This window comes from Bacillus crepusculi, from assembly GCF_014764715.1.
Classification (GTDB): domain Bacteria; phylum Bacillota; class Bacilli; order Bacillales; family Bacillaceae; genus Bacillus.
This window is the reverse complement of the sequence record NZ_JACXXE010000016.1, coordinates 21958-47385: the sequence shown is the minus strand read 5'-3', so window position 1 is coordinate 47385 and position 25428 is coordinate 21958. Positions and strand designations below refer to the sequence as shown.

General features: G+C 38.7%; 28 protein-coding genes and 2 pseudogenes. 12 read left to right on the top strand and 18 right to left on the bottom strand.

Annotated features, from left to right (window positions below; translation table 11 throughout):
* Positions 1–23 precede the first annotated feature (23 nt).
* The 8 genes from IEE86_RS17890 to IEE86_RS17855 form a co-directional block, all read right to left on the bottom strand.
* Positions 24–800: a sulfite exporter TauE/SafE family protein gene (locus IEE86_RS17890; RefSeq protein ID WP_191098376.1), complete on the bottom strand. Its 777-nt coding sequence runs from the start codon at positions 798–800 to the stop codon at positions 24–26.
* Positions 801–858: 58 nt separating this feature from the next.
* On the bottom strand, positions 859–1089 hold the full coding sequence (locus tag IEE86_RS17885; RefSeq protein ID WP_191098375.1) for a sulfurtransferase TusA family protein: 231 nt from the start codon (positions 1087–1089) through the stop codon (positions 859–861).
* A gap of 32 nt (positions 1090–1121) precedes the next feature.
* Positions 1122–2249: an MBL fold metallo-hydrolase gene (locus tag IEE86_RS17880; RefSeq protein ID WP_191098374.1), complete on the bottom strand. Its 1128-nt coding sequence runs from the start codon at positions 2247–2249 to the stop codon at positions 1122–1124.
* Positions 2250–2263: 14 nt separating this feature from the next.
* Entirely contained in the window at positions 2264–2824 is a 561-nt protein-coding gene (locus IEE86_RS17875; RefSeq protein ID WP_191098373.1) for a sulfurtransferase TusA family protein, read from the bottom strand.
* A gap of 47 nt (positions 2825–2871) precedes the next feature.
* A complete protein-coding gene (locus tag IEE86_RS17870; protein WP_191098372.1) occupies positions 2872–3225 on the bottom strand; it encodes a rhodanese-like domain-containing protein in 354 nt (117 codons plus the stop codon).
* 14 nt (positions 3226–3239) lie between these two features.
* Positions 3240–3722 (bottom strand): DsrE/DsrF/DrsH-like family protein, encoded by a 483-nt coding sequence (locus IEE86_RS17865; RefSeq protein WP_191098371.1) that lies wholly within the window; start codon positions 3720–3722, stop codon positions 3240–3242.
* Positions 3723–3847: 125 nt separating this feature from the next.
* Positions 3848–4108, bottom strand: coding sequence for a metal-sensitive transcriptional regulator (locus IEE86_RS17860; protein WP_003217059.1), 261 nt, complete (start codon positions 4106–4108; stop codon positions 3848–3850).
* A 200-nt stretch (positions 4109–4308) separates the two neighbouring features.
* A complete protein-coding gene (locus IEE86_RS17855; protein WP_191098370.1) occupies positions 4309–5142 on the bottom strand; it encodes a hypothetical protein in 834 nt (277 codons plus the stop codon).
* A 146-nt stretch (positions 5143–5288) separates the two neighbouring features.
* Here IEE86_RS17855 and IEE86_RS17850 point away from each other — a divergent pair, with 146 nt between their 5' ends.
* From IEE86_RS17850 to IEE86_RS17825, 6 genes are all read left to right on the top strand, one after another.
* The gene (locus IEE86_RS17850) at positions 5289–5864 is read left to right on the top strand and encodes a hypothetical protein (protein WP_318010307.1); all 576 of its coding nucleotides are present in this window, start codon (positions 5289–5291) and stop codon (positions 5862–5864) included.
* Positions 5865–5875: 11 nt separating this feature from the next.
* Positions 5876–6313 carry a hypothetical protein gene (locus tag IEE86_RS17845; RefSeq protein ID WP_191098368.1) on the top strand — a complete coding sequence of 146 codons (438 nt, stop codon included), beginning with the start codon at positions 5876–5878 and terminating at the stop codon, positions 6311–6313.
* Between the two features lie 106 nt (positions 6314–6419).
* Positions 6420–7226: a hypothetical protein gene (locus tag IEE86_RS17840; RefSeq protein ID WP_191098367.1), complete on the top strand. Its 807-nt coding sequence runs from the start codon at positions 6420–6422 to the stop codon at positions 7224–7226.
* Positions 7213–8025, top strand: coding sequence for a hypothetical protein (locus IEE86_RS17835; protein WP_191098366.1), 813 nt, complete (start codon positions 7213–7215; stop codon positions 8023–8025). Before IEE86_RS17840 ends, IEE86_RS17835 begins: the two co-directional genes overlap by 14 nt.
* Positions 8026–8039: 14 nt before the next feature.
* The gene (locus IEE86_RS17830) at positions 8040–8708 is read left to right on the top strand and encodes an ATP-binding cassette domain-containing protein (RefSeq protein ID WP_191098365.1); all 669 of its coding nucleotides are present in this window, start codon (positions 8040–8042) and stop codon (positions 8706–8708) included.
* Positions 8705–9214: a hypothetical protein gene (locus IEE86_RS17825; RefSeq protein WP_191098364.1), complete on the top strand. Its 510-nt coding sequence runs from the start codon at positions 8705–8707 to the stop codon at positions 9212–9214. Before IEE86_RS17830 ends, IEE86_RS17825 begins: the two co-directional genes overlap by 4 nt.
* A gap of 304 nt (positions 9215–9518) precedes the next feature.
* Here IEE86_RS17825 and IEE86_RS17820 read toward each other — a convergent pair whose 3' ends face one another.
* Positions 9519–10355: a helix-turn-helix transcriptional regulator gene (locus tag IEE86_RS17820; protein WP_191098363.1), complete on the bottom strand. Its 837-nt coding sequence runs from the start codon at positions 10353–10355 to the stop codon at positions 9519–9521.
* Between the two features lie 103 nt (positions 10356–10458).
* On the opposite strand from IEE86_RS17820, the gene fabF reads away from it, so the two are divergent.
* From fabF to IEE86_RS17795, 6 genes and pseudogenes are all read left to right on the top strand, one after another.
* Entirely contained in the window at positions 10459–11691 is a 1233-nt protein-coding gene (fabF, locus tag IEE86_RS17815) for a beta-ketoacyl-ACP synthase II (RefSeq protein ID WP_191098362.1), read from the top strand.
* A 159-nt stretch (positions 11692–11850) separates the two neighbouring features.
* Positions 11851–12342: pseudogene (locus tag IEE86_RS19475) on the top strand (thioredoxin domain-containing protein); the annotation flags it as partial.
* An 84-nt stretch (positions 12343–12426) separates the two neighbouring features.
* Positions 12427–13914 carry a thioredoxin domain-containing protein gene (locus tag IEE86_RS19630; RefSeq protein WP_318010308.1) on the top strand — a complete coding sequence of 496 codons (1488 nt, stop codon included), beginning with the start codon at positions 12427–12429 and terminating at the stop codon, positions 13912–13914.
* A 155-nt stretch (positions 13915–14069) separates the two neighbouring features.
* Positions 14070–14840 carry a SurA N-terminal domain-containing protein gene (locus IEE86_RS17805; RefSeq protein ID WP_191098379.1) on the top strand — a complete coding sequence of 257 codons (771 nt, stop codon included), beginning with the start codon at positions 14070–14072 and terminating at the stop codon, positions 14838–14840.
* 219 nt (positions 14841–15059) lie between these two features.
* Positions 15060–16394, top strand: coding sequence for a glycerol-3-phosphate transporter (gene glpT / locus IEE86_RS17800; protein WP_191098360.1), 1335 nt, complete (start codon positions 15060–15062; stop codon positions 16392–16394).
* Positions 16395–16486: 92 nt separating this feature from the next.
* Positions 16487–17368, top strand: a complete 882-nt coding sequence (locus tag IEE86_RS17795; RefSeq protein ID WP_191098359.1) for a glycerophosphodiester phosphodiesterase — start codon at positions 16487–16489, stop codon at positions 17366–17368.
* Between the two features lie 39 nt (positions 17369–17407).
* Here IEE86_RS17795 and IEE86_RS17790 read toward each other — a convergent pair whose 3' ends face one another.
* The 9 genes and pseudogenes from IEE86_RS17790 to IEE86_RS17750 all read right to left on the bottom strand — a co-directional run bounded on the left by IEE86_RS17790 (position 17408) and on the right by IEE86_RS17750 (position 25079).
* Positions 17408–18796, bottom strand: coding sequence for an amino acid permease (locus IEE86_RS17790; protein ID WP_191098358.1), 1389 nt, complete (start codon positions 18794–18796; stop codon positions 17408–17410).
* A gap of 219 nt (positions 18797–19015) precedes the next feature.
* Positions 19016–19774: a DUF4097 family beta strand repeat-containing protein gene (locus IEE86_RS17785; protein WP_191098357.1), complete on the bottom strand. Its 759-nt coding sequence runs from the start codon at positions 19772–19774 to the stop codon at positions 19016–19018.
* Positions 19775–19799: 25 nt separating this feature from the next.
* Positions 19800–20483 carry a bacitracin ABC transporter permease gene (locus IEE86_RS17780; RefSeq protein ID WP_191098356.1) on the bottom strand — a complete coding sequence of 228 codons (684 nt, stop codon included), beginning with the start codon at positions 20481–20483 and terminating at the stop codon, positions 19800–19802.
* 51 nt (positions 20484–20534) lie between these two features.
* Positions 20535–21167, bottom strand: a complete 633-nt coding sequence (locus IEE86_RS17775; protein WP_191098378.1) for a TetR/AcrR family transcriptional regulator — start codon at positions 21165–21167, stop codon at positions 20535–20537.
* A gap of 382 nt (positions 21168–21549) precedes the next feature.
* Positions 21550–22494, bottom strand: coding sequence for an alpha/beta fold hydrolase (locus tag IEE86_RS17770; RefSeq protein ID WP_191098355.1), 945 nt, complete (start codon positions 22492–22494; stop codon positions 21550–21552).
* Between the two features lie 56 nt (positions 22495–22550).
* Positions 22551–22850 carry a hypothetical protein gene (locus tag IEE86_RS17765; protein WP_191098354.1) on the bottom strand — a complete coding sequence of 100 codons (300 nt, stop codon included), beginning with the start codon at positions 22848–22850 and terminating at the stop codon, positions 22551–22553.
* Positions 22847–23062, bottom strand: coding sequence for a helix-turn-helix transcriptional regulator (locus IEE86_RS17760; RefSeq protein WP_191098353.1), 216 nt, complete (start codon positions 23060–23062; stop codon positions 22847–22849). The genes IEE86_RS17765 and IEE86_RS17760 overlap by 4 nt, the downstream gene beginning before the upstream one ends.
* Positions 23063–23263: 201 nt before the next feature.
* A pseudogene (locus tag IEE86_RS17755) lies at positions 23264–23752 on the bottom strand (ABC-2 transporter permease); the annotation flags it as partial.
* A gap of 46 nt (positions 23753–23798) precedes the next feature.
* Positions 23799–25079, bottom strand: a complete 1281-nt coding sequence (locus IEE86_RS17750) for an MFS transporter (RefSeq protein ID WP_191098352.1) — start codon at positions 25077–25079, stop codon at positions 23799–23801.
* Positions 25080–25428 lie beyond the last annotated feature (349 nt).

The window sequence follows — 25428 nt, the reverse complement described above, 5'->3', positions numbered from 1 at the left end:
CGTTTAAGTCTGTGGTCTTTTCTTTATAATAGATCCAGCCAAATTTTGATCGCTGTCGCTGTAATCATCATAGCAAGCAGCCATTGCAGGTAGACGGCATTGATTTTCTGACCAACCTTAGCACCAATCGGAGCGGCAATCAAACTTGCCGCCATTAACACAACAGCAGGAAGAATCATGACTTGACCCGTCAATACCTTTCCAGTAGATGCACCGATGGCAGAAAGAAACGTAATCGCCAGTGACGACGCAATCGTCATCCGTACAGGAATTTTTAATATAGACAGCATGACCGGTACCAAAATAAATGCCCCGCCAGCGCCTAACACCCCTGATACACTGCCGATCACAAAGGCAATCCCAACAGCCAGCCCTTTATGAAAAGTCAATTCTCCCTCTACGTCTGCACGCTGTCCTTTTTTCGGAATCAGCATAAGGATAACAGCCACAATGGCGAGCAACCCATAAACGAGATTCATCCCTTTCTCCGGCAAAAAGTGTGAACCATAACTGCCTAATAAACTGCCCGCCAATATACTGCTCCCCATATATAAAATCAACGGACGGTGTAAAAATCCGCTTTTCCGATACGCCAGCACTCCACCGAGCGTCGAAAAGAGCACTTGGATAGCGCCAATCCCCGATACCTCATGCGCTGACAGTGCCATCACACCAACAAGAGGCGGGATATACAGCAGCATGGGATAGTTAATCACAGATCCGCCGATCCCCACCATTCCTGATAAGAAGGAACCAATACATCCGATGATAAAAAGTGTAATTAAAAACGCAAAATCCACGCTGGTCTCCTCCTTTGCAAAAGGAAAAGGGGCTCTTTAGCAGATACCCCTACATCCTTCAGGACCCTTTTCTCACCCAGAACTTCAGCACGTGGCCTTCTTCTGTCTGCGAAAGCAATTCATGTCCGCTTGACTTCGCCCATGCGGCCAAATCAGCTTTCGCCCCTTTATCTGTTGCATGTATTTCTAATACTTGGCCTTCTGCCAAGTCGTTCATTTTTTTCTTCGTTCGAATAATCGGCATTGGGCACGCAAGCCCTTTGACGTCTAGCATTTGATCTGATGTCATCTAATCGTCCCTCTCTTCTATTTTATTGAACATTATCGAATCGCACAACGGTTTGGACCAATTTCCATTTCACGCTGCGCTTCCTCGTCTAGATTCAGTTTCCCCATGTTGGTTTGCCGAATGTCTTGATACGCATTTGGCTGTGCAGGCAGATCCCGGGTAACCATTTGTCTAAATACGTCTTCATCTTCAATGTTCAGCCCATGATTTTCTTCAAACAGAGCGCCCAGTTCCTTCCAAACGCTTCCATCATCATTGACCTCTTCCATGATCATGAAATGCGCAGGCAGCACAATCAATTCTGTCGAAAGCGCCGTATATCGTGAATAAAGCGTTTCTCTCAAATCACCTACCCAGTCCTCCGCCATACCGGCTAGATCCGGTCTTCCGATCGAATCAATGAACAAAATATCGCCTGAAAGAAGATATTGGCCGTCCACGATAAAGGATGTGGAACCGATCGTATGCCCCGGTGAGTAAAGGGCGTGAATATCAATCGTCTCCGCTCCAATCGTCACACGCTGTCCTTCTTCAAGATGGTTGTACTCAAACGTCACCTCTTCTGCATCCTTTGGCGGTAGCCAGTAGATGGCCCCAGTCTGTTCAGCTAGCTTTTTCCCGCCTGATATATGATCCGCATGAAGGTGTGTATCAAACACATGCGTCACCGTGACATGATGCTTTTTAGCAAAATGAAGATAGACATCTGTCATTCTCGTTGCATCCACAATTGCGGCTTCTCCATTCGACATAATCATATAGGACAAGCATCCCTTGCCCATCCGAACAAATTGATACAACTCTCCACCACCAGTTAAATCACCTATCTTCACTGGCTCTACATGCTCACTCCACGCCTTCATACCGCCTTCTAAATAATGGACCGTTCTGCCTGCCTCTGACAGCATCTCCGCCACCATGATAGAGGAACCCTCTTTGGCACAAACCACCAGCACGTCTCGGTCAGTCGGTACTTTCTCCAACATATTCTCTACGCCATCGAGCAGCTCAAAGTAAGGCACATTGACATATTCAACGGCTTTTCCTTCAATCTTCCAGTCCCGAGCATCTGATTCGTTTCGTACATCTAACAAAAAGAGAGGCTCTTTATTGATGATCTTTTTTGTTAACTGCTCTGCTGTCATAGCTTTTACAGTCATGGTTCATTCAGCTCCTATTTTTCAATCTCTCCTGTCCAGCTATTCATGCCTGGCACTACATTGATTAATTGATGAAATCCTTTTTCTTTTAACTTTTGCGCAGCTAACTCACTTCTTCTGCCTGAATGACAAATGAGGTAAATGAGCGTCTCCCGGCTTAATTCTTCAGTGCGGTGTTCCACCTCTCCAAGAGGGATATGAACAGCACCTGGAATATGTCCCGCCTCGTATTCATCCATCTCTCGTACATCTAAAATAAATAAAGACTGCTCTTGTTCTACCTTTTGTTGAAAGGTATGCAAAGACATCTCCGAAATCTTCGACTGCACCTCTTCCTCTTTTGCTCCGCCCTTACGGATCAAATGATGGAGCACCTGTCCTTCTACTGTTGTTCCTAAAAATTCGTGACCAGCGCTTTTCGCCCAAGCCGCTAGATCCGCTGTCGACCCTTTATCAGTTGCTTGCACCTCAAGCACATCACCTGACAATAGTTCGTTCATTTGCTTTTTTGTTTTGACGATGGGCATTGGGCATGCTAGTCCTTTTGCATCTAGAATGACAGTTGGTTGCTGCATTGTATTTCCTCCTTTTTATAGGGGTGGGGGTATATTTTCACCCAAATTTAATGCCAAGCATTCATGCCACCCTTGATATTTGTAATATGAGTAAAGCCCTGTTTCTTCAACATTTTCGCCGCCTGCATACTTCTCATCCCGCTTTGGCATATCACATAGACCTCTTCATTTTTCTCAAGCTCATGAGCTCGTTCCTTTAAATGAGACAATGGAATATTTCGAAATCCTTTGATATGGTTTGTTTGAAATTCTACAGGAGAGCGCACATCAATGAGCTGTTGATCTTTTCTTCGCAGCTTCTCTTTCATATGGGCTACATCTATTTGCTTCACACCTCGTACCGGCAGAAAGCGGCTCACGAGTAATGCAATCACAATGATGAATAAAATCGTCTGCACCATGCTTGATCACCTCACTATATAAATAAATTCACACGTCCAATTTCAGCCTCTGCTAAATAAGCGGCCACACCGGCATATTGAATATCATCTAACAATTCCTTCTCCTGCAATCCTAAAAGATCCATCGTCATCGTACATGCCACGAGATTGATCTCCTGTTCCTTTGCCATATCAATGAGCTGCGGCAAGGTCATCGCGTTGTGCTTTTTCATCACATGCTTGATCATCTTCGGCCCCATTCCTGCAAAATTCATCTTGGACAGCCCCATACGATCAGCACCGCGCGGCATCATTTTGCCAAACATTTTTTCTAAAAATCCCTTCTTCATTGGCACCATCTCATCCTTACGTAAGGCATTCAGCCCCCAAAAGGTATGAAAAATAGTGACCTCGTGATCATAAGCTGCTGCGCCATTCGCAATAATATAAGCCGCCATCGCTTTATCATAATCTCCACTAAATAAAACAATTGTCGTCCGTTTCTTCTGCTCCTCCATCATACTCCTCCTCACTCTAAGTACCCATATGGGTATATAAAAAACAAAAAATATATACTTATACCGGTAAGGGTATATTATAACAAGTAAAAAAATCCGTCAACCTCCAAAGGCTGAGGAATTTCTTACCGGCTTTTCACCAAGAGCTCGACCGCTTCTTTCACAAGACCCTCCGTATCCTTACCTTGCTCAAGACTTTCACGGACACACTGCTCAAGATTTGTACTCACAATCACACCCATCGCCCGGTCAATCGCATTACGAGATGCAGATAGCTGCGTGACCACTTCGCGGCAATCCTTTCCCTGCTCCATCATCGCAAGAACCCCTTTAATTTGCCCTTCAATCCGGCGAAGACGGTTCTTCATCTGTTGATTATATTCCACGTTTAACACTCCTTTCTCTTTTCCCTATGATCAGATAGTATACCCTGATAGGTATTTAGTCAAACATGATGATGGTATTAAAAAGAAGAACTACTGATATAAATATCACAGCAGCTCCTCAATTTTAAGTACTTTATTCCTCCATAGATCGAGTAAATTTAGATTTCAAAATCTCCAGGATACTATAGGGTTATAAAATCTCATTCCTTTTCCGTATCACTTATTAAATCATACTTAGATAGATAAATTCCCCCAACTATCGAAAAAACAATACAGAGAATAGGAACTATAATTAGTATCATAATAATTGAGACAACTGGAGATAAACCAAACATAGGATGCCTAATCAGCATAAATTCATTCCCAAGTAGCATTGGATTATCTGAGAAAATGGAAAGAAATAAAATACAGATACAAATTATGAAACTATAAATTGTTTTAAAAATTAATGTTAAAAAAGCAAAGATAAAAGTGAAAAGAAATGTGCCAGCTATATTTAAGAGAATTGAATAAACAATAATTTGACTATAAGAGAATTGAAAGGACGAATATCTTAAAATACTCTCGCCGTAATCTGTCAGGTTATTTACTGTGCCCCCACTCAACTTCCATACAAACCAGGTTAAGGACAATATTATTATGTAAAAGATCAATATTGCGGTGGAACCAAATAATAGTTTACTTATCCACAATTTAAATATTGACTTTGTTCTAACTCTAATAAAGGCACTATGGGCAAATAGATCTTCTTTTATAAAAGTATTGACCAATATTGCACCACTTAATTGAAATATAATCCATCCAAAAGGAAATTCAATTGTTTGTTGTTCGACAAGTTTAAAGGGAACACCCGCAAAGGTTTTACCAATAACATCCCAAAATGCAACATTACTTTTAGTTAAACTAATATGCAGAAAATAAAGGTAGTATAGGAAATTAAACAACCCTAGAATAGATATAATGATAAAAGTCTTTGTAGTTCTATGAAACCCAAGAATCATATCTCTTTTAAAAAGTAATAATAAACCAATCATGTAAAAAGCCCTCTCTTATCAACTAACTAGAACATAGCATAACATAGCATTTTAAATAAAAAAATACAAAAAAAGGTGTATTTTTCTTTGTTTTATTGTATAATTCTCACGTACCGGTACAAATTATGGTTTTAGTGGGGAAAATAGTGAAAAAGTTATTTACATTTTTATTAATTTTAATAATGATATCTTTGATTAGTGCTTGTCAATCAAGTAATTTCAATAACACAATTAAAGACAAAGCTCCAGATCCTTCTGTAAGTATAGAAGATTTGGATAATAGCACAAAGGATGATTCTAAAATATTCTATTTTGATACTGAACAAAAGCAAAGTCTTTTTAAAGTTATATTTTGGGAAAATCTGAAAGAGGATCATTATTATCAAGGTCAGATAAAGAATAATGATGTGGCAATTGAGAATGTTTTCAAAGGAGAGGATATTGAAGTTGGACCACTTCCTAAAAATTATGAATTAGCGATGACCTTTAGTCAAAAAGAACCTCCCCCATCAAAAATCTTGGGAAAATTGAAAGATGATAGAGGAGTTACTCATCAATGGGAACAACCTTATGATAGATCAGATGTAGATCACGATTATTTAATTAATTTACCAACATTCAAAGGTCAGAAAGCAGAAATAGCATTAAGAATGATTTGGCTAAATAAAGATAATAATTGCATAGGTGTCGCAGATAAATACTTAATTGTAAGTAAACAATGAGGTGAAGACAGTTGAAAAACAAAATAATCATTAGCCTAACTTTAATTCTAGGAGTAACCTTTTCTACTATAGGAATTGTGCATGTCTATGCAGGAGAACCGACCGCAAACTATGAAGATACTAAATATAATTTTAGATTTTTAAAAGGAAATCCATATGACGAAACAGATTCTAGAATGAAATATACTAAATCTTACTATTATATGAAAAGTACAGAGAATAATACTTCATATGAAGCTTGGGCCAGATCTAAAGGAAAGGATGTTTCAGGTGGCCACTATTATACAATTCAAAAAAATTATAAAGGAAAAAAACTCCTATACAATTTGGCAGTTGAAAAAACATTCTTAGGAATAGGAACACCATTTGTTACGATAGGTGCTAAGAAGAATGCAGCTGGTCATGCTAATGGCAAATGGAGTCCCGATTACGATCCAAAAAGCCCTTGATTCTATTAGGCTCTTTAAATTCAAAAGAGAACTATGTGACACAGCGACTCAGAATTAACTGAGTCGCTTCTATATTTATTTTTAAATAAACGAAATGGAGAGATACATGTTTTATTTGCTTATATTACGATTAATAAAACGCCCATCTTTTTACATATCATTAGCCATTGGTGCAATTCTAGCAATTGCATATTTTTGGACAGAAGAAATGCCACTAAAAGAACATTTAGAACTTACTGGAGGAATTTCTTTTACCCCTTATACAAAATGGATAGGAATTGGTGGAATATCAGATTATCCAGCACTTTACATGTTCTTATTACCAATTTTAGCAACACTTCCATTTTCAGATCTGTACTCAAGAGATCGTTCAACTGGTTTTATTCGTTTTTTAATTATTAGAGGAAAACACAGACAATATTTCTTTAGCTTGTTTCTCATAAACTTTTTAGCTGGTGTGACCACAGCTGTCTTTCCTTTATTATTAAATATCTATTTGTCTTTCATGAGACTTCCAAATATAAAACCAGATAGAGCGATTAACAATGAGATGCCTTTGGCATCTGATAATACTTTCTTACCAGATCTATATTATACACATCCCTTTGTTCATATGCTTTTATATGTAATATTGATTGGTATTTTCTCTGGTATGTTTGCAAGTATAGCTTTGGGATTTGGAATGTTTATTAAAAAAGCATTTATCGTTCTACTTACACCTTTTGCAAGTTTATATGTCATAAATATGGTACTTTCAACAATAGGTCATCAAGAAATGATATCAACAAGCTTCTTGCAACAACAGGCTACTGATGGTGTGAGTCTAGCAAGTCTTGTTTTACACTTGTTTATCGGATTTATGTTAAGTTTTTCATTATACATTCTAGGGGTTAAAAAGAATGTTATTCGTTAAAGAACTCCATATCGTTTTAATCGATATATACCGTTATAAAGTGCGATTATTCATTTGGTTTTTTTGTTATTTGCTTTGTATTTTATATTTAGTCAAAGAAAGTATACCGCAGCAAGGAATAATGGGAATACCACAATCTTTAAATTTATTTTTCTCTTCTTATACATTTGTTTTTCCCGTATTACCTCTTTTTCTAATGTTTTTTTCATTTGGATTCGTACCTTTTTTTGACTCTTCTCGTTTTGTTCGTTATCAAAAAAGAGAAAGAGTATTTTTATCGTTATTATTACGTGTCTTTTGGATCTGTCTAATATTCACTCTTATATACCTAATCGGTGGTTTCCTTTTGGGTGGGTTCCTGTCAGGAAGGTGGGACAACGTTTGGCTATCTACAAAAGGATCTCCATACTTAATATATGGAGATCAACTACCTTTAGATGAATACTTTTCATCTAATATCATGTTAATGAGATATCTGATTACAAGTTTATTGGCATTCTACCTGATTGGACTATTTGTTGTGGTTTGCTATTTGTTAAGTAAAAATTATATATACAGCTTTATTATCATTTCATCTGCTGTGATTCTTGATAAAATGCTTAATGTTTATTTTGGTTTTTCTTTCATTAATGACTCACTGTCATTAGAAATGACATCTTGGCTTATACCAGGTTTATTTTCTAGAATGATTTATTTATTTAGTGGTTTTGGATTACTTTTTACTTTTCTAGCATATAAAATTTTTATCAAACAAGATTTTTTAACTGAATACGGCAATGATCATGAAAAAGAATGTTAATCGAGGTGAAACTCATGTCAGAAGAATATATTAAAATTGAGGCATTAAACAAATTTATTAAAAAAAACCACGTCCTTAAAAATATTAACTTATCATTAAAAAAGGGGAATATTTATGGTTTTCGTGGACCTAATGGATCCGGAAAAACAATGTTGTTTCGTGTATTATCCGGATTAGTAAAACCAAGTGATGGAAAAGTAACTGTAGGTGGGAAACAATTACACAGAGACATCTCATTTCCCGAAAATGTTGGAATACTAATAGAGTATCCTGGTTTTATCCCAGAATATACTGGTTTTGCTAACCTAAAATTACTCTCTATGATTCAGAATAAAATTAACGATAACGAAATTTCTGCTATGATTTCTCGTGTAGGGCTTGATCCAAATGACAAAAGAAAGTTTAAAAAGTATTCTCTTGGGATGAAACAACGTTTGGGAATAGCTCAAGCAATGATGGAAAAACCGGATTTGCTCATTTTAGATGAACCTACTAATGCTTTAGATGAGAAAGCAGTCGAAATAGTACATCAATTACTCGTAACATTAAAAAATGAAGGTAAAACAATTTTGATCGCTAGCCATGATAAAGAAACTCTTCAAAAGGTTTCAGATACGATTTATGATATTGAATCTGGTGAAATTATAAAAGAAACGATTGTTGATAGGGATAAAGAAAAATGAGAAAAAAAGTAATAGTAATTTCAGTTATGACTATAATTTTTATCTTAATCAGCATGTTCCGCTATCAACAAGTGAATAGTGAATACTCCAAATATAAAGTAACAGAAAAAAACCTTACGACAAATGAAACATTTGAATTTCTAAAAATAAGTCATACGTTTAAAAAAGCTAAGAAAATTAATACCATTGATGAAATGAGAAATAAAATAACTGAATACCGCATACCATTTACATTAAAAAATAAAACAAACGATAAACTTCCCCTACATCCTGAATTTTATAGAATGATGAGGGGAGAGGAAGAAACCCAGACCATAGACTTTATTAATAATAAGACAGGGAAAAGAATTAAAGATATAAATCCTCATCAATATTTAAATGGTACAGTCACCTTTACATTTGGAAATAATGGTGAGGGAAATTTAAAAACTCCTAAACTTCATATGATTGGGAGCGATGGAGTATCAGTTGAGAAATTCATTGTGGAAATTGATTACTTCAAGTAACATATACTATTCCAATCAAAAAAATACGTCCTTTTGTCCTCTTCTACTTTAAGAGGATTTTTTTATATAAAAAGACAAGTCTTACTAAAGTTAAAGTACAAAGTAAATTAATATATGAAAGCAGGTGAATTCATGCCAAACAATCAAAAATCCACCCCACTCATCACTGAAAAATCACCATACCTCCTTCAGCAAACAGACATGCCTTCATCCAAATACAAATAACCAATTGGAACTATACTCGTTGTTTTTTAAAAATCTACACAAAGTTAAAGAAGGATTCCTCATTCTCTCCAAACGATAGTTAGCCTTCAATTAAACGTTTTAACTTAAGCTCAGTTTCAGTATCCTTAACTGGAGTATAGACACTGCATCTTAAATCAGCATCCCCATACACTTGTAATGAAGTGAGATTAAACAACATTTTACCTACCTTAGCATGACGAAATTCAATTAATACTTCAGGAGCATAGCTTATCTCATTTTCATTCCAAATTTTACGAAACTCAGGATATGCCTGCTCCATTTCTTCTATAAATTGCTCATACCAGTCATCAGCCACATACTGTCCATAATACGTTCTAAATATTGCGATATATCCTCTAACAAAATGCTCCCAATTCACGGCTAAACTTTTAAATTCCTTTCTTGCGAATAGTAAGCGTATGATATTCCTTTCTGCAGGGATGATTTGTTCAAAGTCCAAAAATACATTAGCTGCTGCTTGATTCCACCCAACAATCTGACTTCTTCTATCAGATATAATCGTTGGGCAATAACGAAGTTCCTGCAAAATTTTTACTAAAGCCGGACTGATTTCCTTCTCATCCTCAATGATAAAGGATTGTTTCACTCCTTCCTCTAACGCTAAAGCGTACAAATATCTCCGTTCATCGTTATTTAATTGTAATGCTCGAGAAATAGCATCTAATACCGAAGTAGATACTTTTATATCTCTCCCTTGTTCTAACCATGTATACCAAGTAAGACTCACACCGGCTAGTTGAGCTACTTCTTCTCTTCTGAGTCCTGGTGTTCTTCTGCGGGTTCCTACAGGTAAACCAACCATTTGGGGCGTAATTTTCGAACGTTGGTTCTTTAGAAATTCTGACAATGCTTGAAGTCTTGTTTCAGGTTTCATTCAGATCTCCCTTTAAAATATTATTAATTATACTAGGATAAACAACAACTTGTAATAGGATAACACAATGGCTAAAGTTAATAAAAACAAGGAGGGAATGATCATGAAAAGAGTTGTCATTACTGGAATGGGAGTTATTTCTCCACTAGGAAATGATGTAAATAGCTTTTGGAATCAACTAATTAAAGGACAATCGGGAATATCTCTCATTGATTCTTTTGATACGACTGATTATAAAACAAAAATAGCTGGAATCGTTCGTGATTTCGATGCAGATGAAATATTAGGAAGAAAAGAAGCAAAACGATTAGATCGTTTTAGTCAATTTGCCTTAGCAGCAGCCGAACAAGCATTAGAACATTCACAATTACAGTTAGATCATGTTGATCTTGAACGTTTAGGGGTATATGTTGGTTCAGGAATCGGGGGCATCCAATCGCTTGTTGATAATGTGAATGTATTAGATAAACGAGGTCCCTCGAGAGTAAGCCCCAGCCTTGTACCCATGATGATTTCAAATGCAGCTGCGGCCCAAATCAGCATAAAATTAGGAGCACAAGGGCCATCATTGTCACCAGTCACAGCTTGTTCTATTGGGAACACCTCTATTGGTGAAGCTTTCAATGCTATCCGAAATGATGATGCAGATATTATATTTGCCGGAGGAGCAGAAGCTGCCGTCTCACAGATATCTTTGGCTAGTTTTGGAAACGCACATGCACTATCTACTAGAAACCAAGACCCAAGTCGAGCCAGCCGTCCATTCGATACAGATAGAGATGGCTTTGTTATGAGTGAAGGCGCAGGTATCTTAGTATTAGAATCATTAGAAAACGCGATTCTTAGAGATGCGCCGATATTATGTGAAGTAGTGGGGTACGGAGCTAGTTCAGATGCTCATCATATGGTAGCATCCCACCCAGAAGGTAAGGGTGCCTACTTAGCCATGAAGAAAGCATTGAGAAGTGCAAATATATCAACAGATGAAATTGATGTTATTAGTGCTCATGCAACAAGTACACAAGTAGGTGATCGTTCAGAAGTTCTAGCGATTAAGAAATTATTTGGTGAACGTTCAGGTGAAATTCCAACAACGGCAAACAAATCAATGACTGGGCACATGTTTGGTGCCGCCGGCGGAGTAGAAGCAATTGCTTTAGTCGAAAGTTTGAGACGAGGAATGATTCCGCCAACTATCAATGTAGAGAAGCAAGATCCAGATTGCAACTTAGATGTTGTATTAGAAGCGAGACACCTTCCATTGAAATATGGGCTATCCAATTCATTTGGTTTTGGAGGACATAATTCAGCCATCTTGTTAAAGCATTACGATTGAAGTAGTTAAAAGATGAAATAATGAATCTATCAAGGGTGTATAGCCCTTGTTTTTTTCATTTTGGAATACCTCACAGACAAAATATGACGAGCCTCAGCAATCTGATATATTAAATGGAGAAAGGAAAATACTAAAAAACATTTAGAAAGAAGGTGACCCATGCCAAACAACCAAACACCCAACCCACTCATCACGGAAAAATCACCCTACCTCCTTCAACACGCCCACAACCCAGTACACTGGTATCCGTGGGGGCAAGAAGCATTCGACAAAGCGAAACGTGAAAATAAACCGGTGCTTGTCAGCATCGGTTACGCCACTTGTCACTGGTGCCACGTCATGGCACACGAAAGCTTCGAAGATCAACAAGTCGCTGACATCTTAAACGAGCATTTCATTTCAATTAAAGTCGATCGTGAGGAGCGTCCAGACATCGACTCGATGTATATGTCTGTTTGTCAGATGATGACGGGGCAAGGCGGCTGGCCGCTCAACGTGTTTGTCACGCCTGATCAAAAGCCGTTTTATGCGGGGACGTATTTTCCAAAAAGAAGTGCTCATGGCCGTCCTGGCTTCATTGAAGCACTGACGCAATTGCTGGATGCGTATCACAACGACCGAGATCATATCGAATCATTGGCAGAAAAGGCGACAAATAATCTGCGGATCAAAGCAGCAGGACAGACAGAAAACACGCTGTCTCAAGACGTCATTCACAAAGCCTATTACCAGCTCATGAGTAGCTTTGATACGCTATATGGCGGCTTCGGTTCTGCGCCTAAATTTCCTGCACCTCATATGCTCACGTTTCTCATGCGCTATTTTGAATGGACAGGGCAAGAAAATGCATTATATGCTGTCACAAAAACGTTAAACGGTATGGCAAACGGCGGTATTTATGATCATATTGGTTCAGGATTTACTCGATATTCAACAGATGAAAAATGGCTTGTGCCGCATTTTGAAAAAATGCTTTATGATAATGCCTTGCTAATGGACGCTTACACAGAAGCGTATCAACTCACTCAACAACCTGAGTACAAAAAGCTTGTCCAGCGCCTGATCCAATTTATCAAACAAGATATGATGAATCCGGGCGGCTCCTTTTATTCAGCGATAGATGCAGATTCTGAGGGGAAAGAAGGACATTATTACGTCTGGTCAAAAGATGAGATCATCACTCATTTAGGCGAGGATCTCGGCGCGTTATTCTGCGCAGTCTATCACATCACAGAAGAGGGGAACTTTGAAGGAGCGAACATTCCTCATACCATTTCAACCTCTTTTGATGACATCAAAGCCTCTTTTTCGATGGATGACCATACGCTTCAGTCTAAGCTGCAAGAAGCCCGGCATATTTTACAATCAGTCAGACAACAGCGACCTGCACCGCTTGTCGATGACAAGGTGCTCACATCCTGGAATGCGCTGATGATCGCAGCTCTCGCCAAAGCTGGAAGGGTATTTGATGAAGAGGACGCCATCCGTATGGCAAAACAGGCGATGTCTTTCCTAGAAACACACCTCGTCCAACATGACCGGCTCATGGTTCGCTATAGAGAAGGAGACGTGAAGCACCTAGGTTTTATCGAGGATTATGCGCATATGCTTTCTGCCTATATGTCTTTATACGAAGCGACCTTTGAACTGGAATGGCTGACAAAAGCCACAACCGTTGCTGAGAACATGTTTGAGCTGTTTTGGGACAAGGAAAAAGGGGGCTTTTTCTTCTCAGGATCAGATGCAGAAGCGCTTATCGTTCGTGAAAAAGAAGTCTATGACGGGGCCATGCCGTCTGGTAACAGCACCGCATTCCATCAGCTTCTTAAACTGAGCAGAATGACCGGACGTCACGACTGGCTCGAAACATTGGAGCAGATGTTCAAAGCCTTTTACGTCGATGTCTCTTCCTACCCAAGCGGACATACCGCCTTTCTTCAAGGGCTCATGAGTCAATATGCGACGAAACGAGAAATCATCATTCTCGGGAGAAAGGGCGACCCGCAAAAAGAACAGCTTCTACAGGCACTTCAAAAACGATTCATGCCCTTTGATATCATTTTGACTGCCGAAACAGGACAGGAACTAGCAAAGCTCGCACCATTTGCAAAAGATTACAAAACAATCGGCGGCAGTACGACCGTGTATATTTGTGAAAACTACAGCTGCCGCCAGCCGATCACCAATATCGACGAGGCGATGGAACAATTATGCCACCATTGAGTTTGTCATATGATGACTGCGAGAAGACAAAATGAGGACAAACAGATAAAAAACATGTCAATCCGCTAACAATTCGTCTGTACGGTTTTAATTTCCCTAAAAAACGGTTAGAATGCGCACTAGATGTTCTCATACCGAAGGGAGAGAAAATAATGATGAAAAAGATATCATATACACTTATCGCTTGTCTGTTATCTGTTGGACTTGCAGCCTGCTCGTCAAACGATGCCAAACAAGATAAGCAAAACGATTCAGCCAAAAACAAGGAAACAACACAGGCTGACCAAAAAGAACAGCAAAAGCAAATGGAAGAAATGCAAAAGAAATTAGATGCACAAAAAATCGATGACAAAAAGGTCGTTGCGACCGTCAACAAAGACAAAATCACAGGCAGTGAATACAATAGCGCCTTATCCACTATTCAAGGGCAGCTTCAGCAGTCTGGGCAAGACCCAACATCTAAAGAAGGCGCAAAAGCAGTCAAGAAGCAAACCATTGATGCGCTTGTAGGTCAAGAGCTCATCCTGCAAGATGCTGAAAAGAAGGGCTTCAAAGCCTCTGACAAGCAAGTAGATAAACAGCTTAAAGAAGAAAAGAAACAGTTTAAAGACAACGCTCAATTCGAAGAAGCACTCAAAAAGAGCGGACTTACAGTGGATCAGCTAAAAAGTGACATTGCCGACAGCATCAAGTACAGCCAATATGTCGACAAAGAAATCAAATCAGCCTCTGTCTCTGAAAAAGACGTCAAAGCGTACTATGACCAATACGCAGAACAAATGAAAAAACAAAAGCAAAAAGCACCAGAATACAAAGAGGTTAAATCACAAATTAAAAAACAGCTAGAATCTCAAGAAAAGCAAAAAGAAGTACAAAAAGAAATTGAAAAACTAAAGAAATCTGCGAAAATTAATGTATCTATTTAACCGACATGAAAAAATCCGCCATTGTGCGGATTTTTTTCGTTACTTCACGATCTGTTTTTCCAAAATAATGACAAAAGCCTCATCATAAACATCTTCTCCATCCGATATGATGGGAGTACAAAAGAAAGCGTTATCAATTCTTTTGTCTCTGAAAAAGTACAAGATCAAAGACAGACCTCGTACTTTTGTTTCAGACATATCTACAAGAGGAGGATGTTTATGTTCAAATGGTTTAAACCGGCTCCGCATATCGACAGGCTCGATGATGCCAAAACAGACGAAACCTATAAACGGCTGCGGCTGCAAGTCTTTTTAGGCATCTTTATCGGGTATGCGGGCTACTATTTGCTGCGCAAAAATTTCGCTTTTGCCATTCCATATTTACAGGAAGAGGGGTTCACGAAAAGTGAATTAGGCTTTGTACTCGCCGCCGTCTCGATCGCTTATGGCTTTAGTAAATTCATCATGGGGATGATCTCAGACCGCTGTAATCCAAGATACTTTTTAGCCGCTGGACTCTTTCTATCCGCTCTTATCAATATTCTATTTGTCTCATTTCCGTGGGTGACATCCAGTGTATGGATCATGTTTTTATTCATGTTCTTAAACGGCTGGTTTCAAGGCATGGGGTGGCCGCCATGTGGACGTACGATGGCGCATTGGTTTTCGGTTAGTGAACGTGGAACGAAAATGTCCATTTGGAACGTCGCTCACAATATCGGCGGAGGCATCCTTGCACCGCTCATCACATTAGGCATTGTGCTGTTTGCAACTTGGAAAAGTATCTTTTTCTTCCCTGCCATCATTGCCATTATCGTCTCCTTCGTGATCATTCTTCTCGTACGGGATACCCCGCAATCCGCTGGCCTTCCGCCAATCGAGGAATACCGAAATGACTATCCGGCACAACAATATGAGGATCAAGAAAAAGAATTAACAGTGAAAGAGATTTTATTTAAATATGTACTCAACAATAAATTCCTATGGTATATCGCCATTGCCAACGTTTTTGTTTACTTTGTCCGTTACGGTGTTGTTGACTGGGCGCCGACCTACTTAACGGAAGCAAAGGGCTTTTCACCAGAGCATTCACGCTGGTCTTATTTTCTTTATGAATATGCAGGCATTCCCGGTACATTATTGTGCGGATGGATCAGTGACCGCTTCTTTAGAAGCCGCCGCGCACCAGCAGGCGTCCTCTTTATGGCTGGGGTGTTAATTGCGGTTCTCGTTTACTGGTTAAACCCTGCTGGCAATCCAATGGTCGATAACATTGCCCTCATCAGCATCGGCTTTTTAATTTACGGACCGGTCATGCTTATTGGACTTCAAGCCATTGATCTCGCTCCTAAAAAAGCGGCTGGCACAGCTGCCGGGCTCACAGGATTCTTTGGATATATTGGTGGCTCTGCTTTTGCTAATGCCATGATGGGCGTCGTCGTCGATCACTATGACTGGACAGGAGGTTTCATTTTACTAGTTGGTTCTTGTATCCTTGCGATTGTGTTCCTCGCCATGACATGGAATACAGGAAAGCGCGTAGAGCAAGCTTAATGAAAATCACATAAAAGATTCATCTCCGCCCAACATGCCCTTTACATCTATTTCTTATGATGGAGGCAGTTACCGTAAAAGGAGGATAAAATATGAAGAAAAGTAGATTACTTGCTTTCGTGTTACTCTCTTTTGCTTTACTGTCTTTTGGTTGGGTGCCGACCACCATATCGGCACATGAACATCTTTTATCTCCAGATCGCATTTTAACCGTTGCACACCGCGGAGCATCAGGGTATGCCCCAGAGCATACCCTAGCTTCCTACAAGCTCGCCACAAAGATGAATGCAGATTACCTCGAACTCGACCTTCAAATGACAAAGGATGGACACCTCATCGTCATGCACGATGAAACGGTTGACCGGACGACAAACGGAACAGGCTGGGTCAAAGACCTCACACTTGCCGAAATCAAACAGCTTGATGCTGGTACATGGTTTAACGAAGCCAATCCCGACAAACAAAATGCCAACTATATCGGACAGCAAGTACTCACATTAGATGAGGTGTTGCGCTATTTCGGCAAACGAGAAAATTATTATATTGAAACAAAGAAACCAGACCTTTATCCGCAAATGGAAGAAAAGCTATTGGCCACCTTAAAGAGACATCATCTTCTCGGAAAACACACGAGAAAAGGGCAGGTCATCATCCAATCTTTTAGTCAAGACAGCCTGCTAAAACTAAAGAAATTAGCCCCGCACCTTCCAAAAGTACAGCTACTAGACAGAGCCCAAATGACGTCCATCACAGATGATCAGCTCGACTTTATCAAAACGTACGCCGTGGGTGTCGGACCGAACTTTAGAGCATTAACACCTGAAAACGTACAGCAGGTCAGAAGCCATGGACTCCTCCTTCACCCATATACAGTCAATAGCGAGGCAGATATGACACGCCTTTTGCAATACGGCGTCACCGGTCTTTTCACCAACTTTCCAGATGTCTTTCAGCGTGTAAAAGCATCTCTATAAACAACAAAAGCCTTGCGGGTCAATCCGCAAGGCTTTCTATTATTTTACCGTTTGATCAGAAGAAGCTTGGTCAATCGGTTTTCGTTTTCCAATTCCAAATATATAAAAGCTAAGCGCCACTAAAATCAAGAACCCAATTGCCACAATGAGAGAAATTCGTGTATCTTGATTAATCAGCATAAACACAAGCACCATCAGCAAGAATCCGATGGTCAGATAGTTAGAAAACGGCGCAAGCGGCATCTTGAACGGATGCTGATCAAGCGCTGCCCCCTTTGCTCTTCTGAAGCCAATGTGACTAATCAAAATCACAAACCAAGGCACCATACCAGGAAGAACACTCGCACTGTACACATAGACGAAAATATTTGGCGGAGCAACATAATTGAGGACAACTCCTACCGCTAAACCGATTAGTACAGCGAATGTACCAAAATACGGTACACCGTTCTTTGAAATTTTTGTAAAGAAAGCCGGTGCCTGTCCATTCACACCTAATGTATAAAGCATACGTCCTGCACTGAAGATCCCACTATTACAGCCGGACATCGCTGCTGTAATCACGACGAAGTTAATAATACCAGCCGCTGCTGTAATGCCAATTTTTGCAAATGTCGCCACAAAAGGACTGCCGAGAGTATTCAGCTGATCCCAAGGATACACAGTCACGATGACAAAGATCGCACCAATATAGAAAATCAAAATACGCCAGATGATGCTTTTGATGGCATTTGTCAGCGTCTTTTGTGGATTTTGCGCCTCACCTGCTGTAATCCCAATCAGTTCTACCCCTTGATAGGCAGCAATCACCAGTGAGAGCGCAAACAAGAAGCCGCTAAATCCACCCGTAAAGAACCCGCCATGCGCCCAAAGGTTAGACAAACCAATCGCTGTTCCACCATTGCCAAATCCAAAGAATATAATGCCTAGACCTGCAATGATCATCAAGATAATCGTCACAATTTTGATCATCGCAAACCAGAATTCAAACTCACCGAACGATTTCACCGAAATTAAGTTCGCCGCACCTAAAATGATCATCGCAATTAATCCTGGAATCCATGCCGGTAGCTCCGGGAACCAATATTTCATATAAGCGCCTACGGCAATAATTTCGGACATCCCGACAATGACCCACTGGAACCAGTTACTCCAAGCCGTCATGTACCCTGCAAGTGGATGAATATATTGATGTCCAAAAGTAGCAAACGATCCTGTACTCGGTTCAAGATATAACATTTCTCCCATCGCACGCATAATAAAAAAGATAAAAATACCACACACTGCGTACGCCAGAAGAACCGATGGACCTGTCCATTGAATGGCCTTGGCTGACCCCATAAATAAGCCAACACCAATTGTGCCGCCAAGTGCGATCATTTGAATATGACGGGCACTTAACCCTCTCTTTAATTCCTTTTGAGCCACTTTTCTTCCCCCTCATCAACAAACAACATAAAAAATAAAAAATCAGAATTTTCATTCTGATTAAGAATCCTCAATCTTTCGATGTATATTATCATAATAAATCTACCCTTAAAAAACAATTGTTTTTTTGAGGAAAACACTATTGACAAAATATTCTGATATAAAAAGAGGTTCAAATTGTTTTATATTGATATATTGAATGAAAGGTTGAAAATCACTTCAACGCACATTACTTAATAGAAACCGACCGCCTCTTATATCGATCTCAAAGGTTCTCTGTCCATCCTTATGCACCATTTTTTCTTTGTCATGAACACAAGTAAAGTCATTCTGAAAAACTCCTGATCTTTTTTTCACATAACATACAAACCCATCATTTTCCGGAATCGCCACTTTGACAAATACTCCAGTTGAAGTAGACTTAAGTGAATTTAGCATGTTTGTAGAATGAATCTGTATCTTTCTACCTGTTACAAGCAGATCAACATCTAAAAAAGCTCCAGTCAATTCAACTTTTGACGATGTGGTGTGTAATTTTAATGTCTGCGCTGCCAGCTGTTGACTAGATATAAGTCCACCTACTGTCTGTAAATGAAGATGCTTGATTTCACCCGATAGCATCGACCTTCCAGATGTTAAATGGCAATGGACGTTTTCCACCTTGATCCTCTCTGCATGAAGATTCGCTCCTTTACAGTGAATGAATAGAGACTGTAGTAGTTTTTTAGGAAGATAAAGCTCCACATCCGTTTGATGAAGGTGAAATCCTAGGCTGAATGTTCTTTTTCTTCTATCTTGAATCACCAGTCGTCCTTCTCTTACCTCATGATGCAGTAAATATCGATGAGGAAATGCGTGTTCAGTCGTTTGATGAATCAATAGATACGGATGCTCATGGTGATGAATACGCACCTCTCCCAGAAGCCAGTCTATCGACAGTTCTACCACCGCTTCTTCAATTCGAACCGTATGCTCCACATATTTCCCTCCTTTTACATACAACTCATCTCGCCTGCAGCCGGTCCATTTTCCCCGGCAATTCCAAGATCACAATGAGAACAGCAACGATCATGACGCCTGACAGGACGAGATTCAATTGATCATTTCCATAGATAGCTATCGATACGTTTCCCAAAACAGCACATAGAACAATCGCAGTCAGAATGGTGATGAAAATAGATTTCTTCATCAGCCCCACTCTCATCGCCATCATACCAATACCATTGACACAGCAAGTAAAGACAAGGAACGTTTTGATCAAAGTAAAAAAGATATCAGCTGTCAGCTTATCATGGACAATAGGAAAGAGCATTTCGGTGACACTAAACACAACAAATGAGGGAATGATACTACACATCATCGCAATCGTTGAAAAACACAGTATCCAGACCATTTTGGAAAAGGGGAATGCTTTCTGGCTCGTTGAACTTGATGCCTGTTCCTTATATTCAGTCACCACAACCCGCCAATACATCATAGCTGTGACGATCGAAAAAAAGATCATCCATACTATACTGGTTAACAAATAAATATTCGAATATTGCTGAAATGCCATTTCCTGTTCAATCTGTGCAACAAACGCGACAAAATAGATAAATACCAGCAGTACAATACTTGCGACCATACTCGCTTGAATGTAATGTTTCATATGACTTTTTCTTAGCTCTAGTTTCATGAAGTGAAGCATAAGGCACCCTCCTATGACCTGAATTTTGCTTATTGTCCCTTAACTGACCATTTATGTTCCAGACTGATCATAGCCTCCAATATGAGCATAATGTGCTGTGACCTTTTGAATAAACAGCTCACTCACCACATCCACTCCAAGTCCTTTCATCATCTGCTTTAAAAAACACAATCGCTGTACAGTTTCTTCATGATTACGAACAAATAGTGTTGGGTTCAGCCATATATTCACAAGAAGCATAAACACCTCTGCCACTTCACCAGGAAAAGCAGTCGTCATCGACCCATCCTCAATCCCTTCCATAATGATCTGTTTGATTTTCACAGCATCCTGATTTACGCCTGTCTTCATTCCCTCAATGACAAATTGCGGGTTTTTGATCTGGTCAACCAAGATCCCATCAATCGAATGGGACTTTGGATCTGCCACAAGCTGCTCTAAAATACGCTGCAGCTTCTCTTTCGCATGAGCTGCCTCGGTATGCTCAATCAGATCTTCAAGCTTCTCAGTCGCATGGCGAAATTGTCTCTCCATCACGGCACGTAATATTTCTTCCTTCGATTTGAAATGATGGTAAATAGCACCCTTGGACATATTCAATTCATGGATGATATCCTGCAAACTCGTCTTTTCGAATCCTTTTTCCTGAAACAGCTTCGTCGACACATCCAAAATTTGCTGGATTGTCTTTTCTGGATATTTATTTCTGGCCAAATGAAACGCCTCCTTTTACATACCGACCGTTGGTATGTATTTTAATCTACTTAATCATAAACTGTCAATATAGGAATTAAAAAAAGACCGCTCACACGGTCTTCTCAAGCTGGAACATCTGGCAATGCTGGAGCCTCTACCATATTGGTTGTAGGTGTCCTCATGAGAATACCCCACTATCTCAGGCACCTGCCACAGCGACAGCTTATCCATCAAATGCGACTCCAATAGGAAATCACCTCTTCTTAATCATAAAACAAATCAGCACGCCTGTTTTTGATCAAAATTGCGCTCTATTCCATTTGTTCAATAAAATTGAGTATCTACATGATGTTGAGGAGGAATCTCAATATCAGTGACTCTCGATGTTAGATAGAAATTCTCTAAGATCAGCTGCCATTTCCTTTGATTTCGTATGGTGCAAATAATGGTCAGCTTTAAAAGTAACTATTTTCCCGTGGTTTGAATTTTTCAGCAGATCTTCATGCATTGCTTTCCAGTTTGGTGTATCAGCCTCCGATTGATCAGCTAGATAAAAAACAACGGGTAGATTCTTAGGAAAATGTAAACGTTGAGCGTTTTTAAAATTATTCGTGAAATTTTCTGCCTCACTAGCTTGGCTTTCATTCAGGAAATTTCGAAAGGTAAGCATTTTGATCTGAGCTCTCGTATGATCATCCACTTTAGGCATCAACACTTGCTCTGGATTCAATTTCAATAACAATCTGTAAAAGCCAGATTGATTGAGCAGCTGTAAGCTGGAGACTGGAAATTCTTCACCCGTATCCTGCTTAGGAACACTACTATCAATTCCAACAAACGCTTGGACTTCTTTTTCATATTGATTCACATATTCTAATCCATAAATGCCAGAAATCGAATGGCCCATCAACGTATATTTATTAATGTTGAGCTTTTGCAAACATTCATGAATCTCATCCATAATGTTTTGACTTGTCCGTACTTTATCTGTATCGTCACTTAAACCATAACCAAACGGTTCAATCACTACGACTCTATAATATGGTGATAATTCATCTACTAGAGGCTTAAAATCTAGCACTGGTGAAGGAGTTCCATAGCCTGGGAGAAGTACAATCGTTTCTTTCCCGTCGCCTTGAATGAGCACATTCATATGCTTCCCATCCACCACGACTTTTTTCCCGTAATCTTCTATTTTCCCCTTCTCCCTTTCATTACTATATAGATTTACAAAATAAACACTTGCTAGAAAAACTGCCATGACAGTGATAATGGAGCATATAGATATCAGCATGATTTTCAATAGTTTTTTCATTATTTTTCTCTTCCCTTCATGATGAAGAACCCTGGCTTACATCCATCGATGAAAGATTAATATTTTCTTTCACAATAGATGATGCCAATTGTATTTGCGCAAACACTTGATACATACATAAAAGTAATCGCTATATAAAACCACTCTGTTGGAGATGAGAATTGATGGACTAAAGATTGAATGACAGCAACCAATATATATGCTATAGCCACACCTATAATTGAAAAACTTCCTGCTTTCGCTAAAATAAATTGACCCCGTTCATCATGTTTATATTCACGGTTTTTCTTAAATTGAAAAGCTGTGCTTAAAACAGAAAGGATAATCAGAGAATAAAGTATGATTGTCGTCATCATCGTTGTTCCTCCTTATCGACCTCTTGAAATACATCATACAAATCAACTTCAAATGTTCTAGCAATTTGAAATGCTAGTTTTAAAGACAAAGAATATTTACCATTTTCAATCGCTGCCACAGTTTGACGAGTGACACCTAACCTCTCTGCCAAATCCTTTTGTGTCCAATCTCTTTCTGCCCGTAACACCTTGATTCTATTTTTAATCTCCATTTCAAATTCCTTTCTTAAAGGATGTTTTATTTAACTTTATGTTAAAAATAATTAACATTATGTTAAATAACAATAACTCCTTTTCTTTTTTATGTCAACTTCATCATGGGACTATCGCTAAAATAAAAATAAGAATCATCCATTTTGAAAACGCTTCCCCAAAATGAATGATTCTTCCTATTTTTATGTGATCTATCTGCATTAAAACACTTTTCTCTGATAAATAGCGGTAGATAGTCCCCAAGACATCAGGTAGATTAACATGACGAGCACAGCTGATCCGGTATATAACATCGGAATTGATAAATTCAACACAAAATCAGTGATCGCACTGAATTGCTCTGCTAAATAGGCCACAATTGGCGGCCCAATAGCGGATAAAAGGATAAAACCAATAATCACTGCCGTTGTGATATATCCAGGCTTCAGAATATAAAAAAAAGGAAATGTACACGCCGCAAACAATAAAAACAGACCACTTCCAATGGCAATATCCGTCACCGTAAACAGCTTCCCAAAACTAAATAATGCAGCACTTGTCAGCCCAATCGCAATAATCATATAAAAAACGGCACCAAGATAACGTGATGCGATAATTTCTTTACGTGTATAGGGCAAGGAGTTTAATAGAATATTTGTTTCTGCCTTTTCATCGTACGCATATGTGTTAAAAGGAATAAAGAAGCTAGCGTTGCTTTAAATCACTAACGAGTGTGAAAACGCCATAGAATGAAAATTAGGTCATTCTATGGCGTTTTTTTCTATTTAGAGGTACTTTTTCAGTTTCTTTTTGCGTTTTACATTTATTGTTTCTTTCGGATAAGTTAAGCCATATACCCCCTATTGATATAAACAATATTAATAGGAAGAACGGTAGTTTATATCCATTAAAATAATCCACTGATAAGCCAAATAGAGAGGGTGCCAGCACAATAAAAATTTGATTTAAAGTTAATCCAAAGCTTACAGTTAATCCGATAAACTCTTTATCTGCTTTTTCAGACATTAACACAATAAATAAACTGTACCATCCCACTCCTAAAAAACCTAAAATGAAACAAATTATATAAATTCCCCATAGTGGAAGATAATTCAAAAAATAGACTAGAACAATTAAAATACTGACAGTTAATAATATTGTAAGTTGTAATGGCTTACTTCTATCTCCATTAAACAAATTGTCACTGATCCATGCTAACAATATCCTTCCAATTGCACCGCCAATTAAAACCACACTTAACAACGTTCCAGAAATACTTAATGATATATGTAAGGTATTGCTTAGATAACTCATCAGGTGAGCTAATATGATTAATTGTAAAGAAATCATACTCATTCCAATAAAAAATACTGGATAAAGACTCGATTTTGCTTTGATCTTATTAATTTTCTCCAAAAAACGATCATTCTGTTGTCTTTGCGCAGTCATTCCATGATCTTTGTAGAAAATTGAAAAGATTATACCACCTGCAATTGCTACAATAGCTTGTGTTAATTTAGCTGAAGATAAACCATAATTATAAAAGAAAAAAGGTAGAGTTGTTGAAGCTAAAGCACCACCAAGTGGTATTCCGGTTTGACGAATCCCCATTGCAAGACCTCTGTTTTTATTTTTAGGGAACCAATTGATGATTGCGCTGCTCCCCCCTGGTTGAGCCGTCCCATACCAAACCCCGACAAAAGCAAGAACAATCAAAAGGTATACATATTCATTAATAGGAAGTGTTATTAACATGGTAAGTCCTAATAAAATTGATCCTATTCCTACAACCCAACGCTCACCGTATTTATCCATTATGTTACCGAATATTAGCATAGAGAATATAGGACCAATATTTACAGCTGATACAATTAAACCTGTTTGAAATTGTGATAAGCTATATATTTCTTGACAAAATGTTGCTAAAGGACCTACTCCGTAATTTACAAACGTTGCACATGTTTGTGAAAAGGTAGCTATTATGAGTATAACCCATCTATAGCTCCCCTTTTCATCATTAGCTTTAATTTGTGACATGTAACCCACCTCTCTTTTTATTCTAAATATGTAAACTTTATGTCATTATCTCAAAATAAAAAGAAGTTTGAATGGGATTTTTAAATTTTCTATCCGATTTAAAATACACTGGATGAATGTTATATAACGGTGACCTGTATAATTGTCAGAGAAAATTATAAAATTCAATCATCACCCTAGTAGGAATAGTTCTTAGATTCAATTAAGATGAAACCCGTATTTATACATATTTATTTTTTCCAATACTCATGATTAGTAAAAATTAATTTTGAGGATTCCTAAAAGAGTCATAGGAGATTACAGTCTTAAAGTGCTCTATTCTCAATAGTAAACTCCTTACCTGTTCACG

Bases quoted from the DNA above. Each gene is read 5' to 3' on its own strand.
- IEE86_RS17820 (WP_191098363.1), bottom strand. From the start codon at position 10,355: ATGAAACCTGAAACAAGACTTCAAGCATTGTCAGAATTTCTAAAGAAC.
- IEE86_RS17760 (WP_191098353.1), bottom strand. From the start codon at position 23,062: ATGGAGATTAAAAATAGAATCAAGGTGTTACGGGCAGAAAGAGATTGG.
- IEE86_RS17780 (WP_191098356.1), bottom strand. From the start codon at position 20,483: ATGCTTCACTTCATGAAACTAGAGCTAAGAAAAAGTCATATGAAACAT.
- IEE86_RS17880 (WP_191098374.1), bottom strand. From the start codon at position 2,249: ATGACTGTAAAAGCTATGACAGCAGAGCAGTTAACAAAAAAGATCATC.
- IEE86_RS17875 (WP_191098373.1), bottom strand. From the start codon at position 2,824: ATGCAGCAACCAACTGTCATTCTAGATGCAAAAGGACTAGCATGCCCA.
- IEE86_RS17805 (WP_191098379.1), top strand. From the start codon at position 14,070: ATGAAAAAGATATCATATACACTTATCGCTTGTCTGTTATCTGTTGGA.
- IEE86_RS17830 (WP_191098365.1), top strand. From the start codon at position 8,040: ATGTCAGAAGAATATATTAAAATTGAGGCATTAAACAAATTTATTAAA.
- glpT (WP_191098360.1), top strand. From the start codon at position 15,060: ATGTTCAAATGGTTTAAACCGGCTCCGCATATCGACAGGCTCGATGAT.
- IEE86_RS17750 (WP_191098352.1), bottom strand. From the start codon at position 25,079: ATGTCACAAATTAAAGCTAATGATGAAAAGGGGAGCTATAGATGGGTT.
- IEE86_RS17765 (WP_191098354.1), bottom strand. From the start codon at position 22,850: ATGATGACGACAATCATACTTTATTCTCTGATTATCCTTTCTGTTTTA.
- IEE86_RS19630 (WP_318010308.1), top strand. From the start codon at position 12,427: ATGAGTAGCTTTGATACGCTATATGGCGGCTTCGGTTCTGCGCCTAAA.
- IEE86_RS17870 (WP_191098372.1), bottom strand. From the start codon at position 3,225: ATGGTGCAGACGATTTTATTCATCATTGTGATTGCATTACTCGTGAGC.
- IEE86_RS17840 (WP_191098367.1), top strand. From the start codon at position 6,420: ATGTTTTATTTGCTTATATTACGATTAATAAAACGCCCATCTTTTTAC.
- IEE86_RS17795 (WP_191098359.1), top strand. From the start codon at position 16,487: ATGAAGAAAAGTAGATTACTTGCTTTCGTGTTACTCTCTTTTGCTTTA.
- fabF (WP_191098362.1), top strand. From the start codon at position 10,459: ATGAAAAGAGTTGTCATTACTGGAATGGGAGTTATTTCTCCACTAGGA.
- IEE86_RS17885 (WP_191098375.1), bottom strand. From the start codon at position 1,089: ATGACATCAGATCAAATGCTAGACGTCAAAGGGCTTGCGTGCCCAATG.
- IEE86_RS17770 (WP_191098355.1), bottom strand. From the start codon at position 22,494: ATGAAAAAACTATTGAAAATCATGCTGATATCTATATGCTCCATTATC.
- IEE86_RS17855 (WP_191098370.1), bottom strand. From the start codon at position 5,142: ATGATTGGTTTATTATTACTTTTTAAAAGAGATATGATTCTTGGGTTT.
- IEE86_RS17865 (WP_191098371.1), bottom strand. From the start codon at position 3,722: ATGGAGGAGCAGAAGAAACGGACGACAATTGTTTTATTTAGTGGAGAT.
- IEE86_RS17825 (WP_191098364.1), top strand. From the start codon at position 8,705: ATGAGAAAAAAAGTAATAGTAATTTCAGTTATGACTATAATTTTTATC.
- IEE86_RS17835 (WP_191098366.1), top strand. From the start codon at position 7,213: ATGTTATTCGTTAAAGAACTCCATATCGTTTTAATCGATATATACCGT.